Here is a 3,183-nt window from a genome sequence, read left to right as displayed (position 1 = left end):
ACGCGTCGTGCTCGCGAGGGCCGCCATGCCCGTCGGGGCGGGGGCGGGGCTGACGAGGGTCACGGGGATCATTCGGCTGCGGCACCCCTCGAGGTTAGACAACGGCGCTGTGTTTTTCGGGGCAGCGCCACGCGGGGCGAGCAGGTCGGGGCCCCGCCGCACGCGCCCTGGCCCCCGGTAGGCTGACGAACGCATCCGCGCCGCCGCGGGCCCAGGACGGGGCCGCCGACGGCGCACCGAGCTCGATCAGGAGACGTCGTTCCGTGTCAGATGAGCATTCGCCCGCCGCACAACCGGCCGGAGCCGACGACGGGGAACGTCGCGGCATCTCCGTCTTCATGCCGATCCTCGACGAGGAGAAGCACCTCGCCGAGTCGGTGCGCGCCATCCTCGCGCAGGAATACGACGGCCCGCTCGAGGTCGTCCTCGCCATCGGGCCGTGCCACGACCGAACGTGGGACGTCGCGCGCGAGCTCGCAGACGCCGACGATCGCATCACCCTCGTCGAGAACCCCACGGGCCGCACGCCGGACGGCCTCAACGCCGCGCTCGCTGCGACGCGCCACGACATCCTCGTACGCGTCGACGGCCACGGCATCCTCTCGCCGGGCTACCTGCGCACGGTCGAGCGGCTGCTCGCCGAGACGGGCGCCGCGAACGTCGGCGGCATCATGGACGCTGAGGGAACGACCGACTTCGAGCAGGCCGTCGAGTGCGCGATGAAGTCGAAGATCGGCGTCGGGGGCGTGAAGTTCAAGCAAGGCGGTGACGCCGGCGCGGTCGAGACGGTCTACCTCGGCAACTTCGCGCGCGAGTGGATCGAGCGCGTCGGGATGTACGACCCGCGCTACACGCGGGCACAGGACTGGGAGATGAACTACCGCATCCGCCGCGCGGGCGGCACCGTCTGGTTCACCCCCGAACTGCGCGTCACCTATCGTCCGCGGGCGAGCTTCAAGGCGCTCGCCAAGCAGTACTTCGAGTACGGCATGTGGCGTCGCGTCGTCGCGCGTCAGCACAAGGGGTCGATCAACCTGCGCTATCTCGCGCCGCCCGTCGCGGTCGTCGGTGTCGTCGGGGGTGCTGCGCTCGGCGCGTTCTGGCGCCCGGCGCTCGCAGCGCCGCTCGGGTACGCGGCCCTCGTCACCGCCGGAGGCGTGCACGCGGCGCGCGGGCGCGACGCGGCCGTCGTCGTCCGCATGCCGGCCGTGCTCGCGACGATGCACCTGGCCTGGGGCCTGGGCTTCCTCACCTCCCGCGTCGAGCTCGAACCCGCCGAACCGGGGCAGGCCCCGCGAGCCTGAGCGAACTCCCAGCGCGTGCTCGGTAGGCTGAGATGCCTGCGTCGTGGCACCGCCAGGTGCCGCTGCCCTCGAGCCGGTGGGCGAAGCAGCTGGTCAGCATGAAGGAAGACATGAACTCATCGAACCGCTTGGCGCGGATCTGGGACCATCGAGCGACGCTCGACACCCTCGTCCGACGTGACCTTCGCGTGCGTTATTCGCGCTCGGCGTTGGGTTACCTCTGGACCCTGATCGACCCCCTCGCCATGGCGCTGGTCTACTCGTTCGTCTTCGGCGTCATCTGGGCGAGCGACCCCTCACCGGGTGAGCCGATGGCTCAGCGGTTCAAGAACACCGACGGTGTGCCGATCGTGCTCTTCATCGTCGCCGGCATGCTCGCCTGGAACTGGTTCAACAACGTCATCAACGAGAGCGCGCGAGCGCTCTACGCGGAGCGGTTGCTCGTCCGCTCGACGAACCTTCCGCGCGAGTTGTGGGTGGCGCGCGTGGTCATCTCCAAGGGCATCGAGCACCTGCTGTCACTGCCGATCCTCATCGGATTCATGCTCTACTACTGGGCCAACGGGGAGGTGCAGCTCAGCTGGGAGCTGGTGTACTGGATCCCGGCGCTGCTCATCCAGTTCATCCTGCTCATGGGCATGGGCCTCGTCATCGCCCCGGTGGCAGCGCTCGTCGACGACTTCATCCGGATCGTCCGCATCATCCTGCGCGTGCTGTTCTACCTGACACCCATCATCTACTCGATCCATCTGCTCGCCGAGAAGGCCTCGCAGCACGGGTTCGGCTGGGCGACGACGCTCATGCAGATCAACCCGCTCACCGGCATCATCGACATGTACCGGGCGGGCTTCGTCAGCGAGCACGGACCCGACTGGCACAGCTGGATCTTCGCCTTCGTCCTCTCGCTCGGGTGGCTCGCCTTCGGCTCCTGGGTGTTCCGCAAGCTCGAGCCCGCGATCCTCAAGGAGATCTGAGATGCCCGTCGAATGGCAGACCCCCGAGGGCAAGCCGGTCATCGAGGTCGACGACCTGGGCGTCGAGTTCCTCAAGGGCCGCAAGCGCAACCTGTCGCTGCGCGAGATCATCTACAAGCGCAAGACCTCCTACGACAAGGAGACGTTCTGGGCGCTGCGCAACGTCTCGTTCGACGTCGGCCGTGGGGAGGCCGTCGGTCTCGTCGGGGCCAACGGTGGCGGCAAGTCGACGCTGCTCAAGATGATCGCCGGCACCTTGCTTCCCGACGAGGGCTCAGCGCGCATCCACGAGGGCGTCGCCCCAATGATCGAACTCACCGGTGGCTTCATCGGCGAGTTGTCGGCTCGCGAGAACATCTACCTCATGGCCGGCCTGCACGGCATGAAGAAGGAGACGGTCGACGAGCGATTCGACGACATCGTCAAGTTCGCCGGGCCGCAGGTGCAGCGGGGGCTCGACCTGCCGTTCCGCCACTTCAGCTCCGGCATGCAGGTGCGGCTAGGCTTCTCCGTCATCACGCAGCTCGACGAGCCCATCCTCCTCGTCGACGAGGTGCTCGCCGTCGGCGACCGCGCCTTCCGCGAGCAGTGCTACGAGCGGATGGAAGGGCTTCTCGCCGAGGGACGCACGCTGTTCCTCGTCAGCCACTCCGAAGGTGACCTCACGCGCTTCTGCACGCGCGGCATCTACCTGCAGGGCGGCACCCTCGTCGGCGACGGGCCGATGAAGGAGATCATCGACCGTTACAACAAGGATCTCGACGCCGGCGTCAGCTGACCTACCTGCGATTCCCGTCCCCATCGGCGATCTTCGTCCACATTCGCGAATCGCGTCCACCTTCGCGATTTCCCCTAAGTGCCAGCCTGGTCGTGAGTCACTTGTGTTGAGGAGGCGTGGTGTTCAC

At 67.6% G+C, this 3,183-nt stretch carries 3 protein-coding genes; all 3 read left to right on the top strand.

All coding sequences use genetic code 11. The features are described from left to right. Nucleotides 1-263: 263 nt before the first annotated feature. Nucleotides 264-1,304, top strand: coding sequence for a glycosyltransferase family 2 protein (locus AX669_RS05765; protein ID WP_006943585.1), 1,041 nt, complete (start codon nucleotides 264-266; stop codon nucleotides 1,302-1,304). Nucleotides 1,305-1,414: 110 nt separating this feature from the next. After that, complete coding sequence (locus tag AX669_RS05760; protein WP_074040692.1) at nucleotides 1,415-2,278, top strand: ABC transporter permease; 864 nt, start codon at nucleotides 1,415-1,417, stop codon at nucleotides 2,276-2,278. A 1-nt stretch (nucleotide 2,279) separates the two neighbouring features. Beyond that, nucleotides 2,280-3,056, top strand: coding sequence for an ABC transporter ATP-binding protein (locus tag AX669_RS05755; RefSeq protein WP_006943597.1), 777 nt, complete (start codon nucleotides 2,280-2,282; stop codon nucleotides 3,054-3,056). Nucleotides 3,057-3,183: the final 127 nt, after the last annotated feature.

The organism is Dermacoccus sp. CCH2-D9 (assembly GCF_001556795.1).
Lineage (GTDB): Bacteria > Actinomycetota > Actinomycetes > Actinomycetales > Dermatophilaceae > Dermacoccus > Dermacoccus nishinomiyaensis.
Note: the sequence above shows the minus strand (reverse complement) of the source record. Positions and strands in the feature narration are given on the sequence as shown.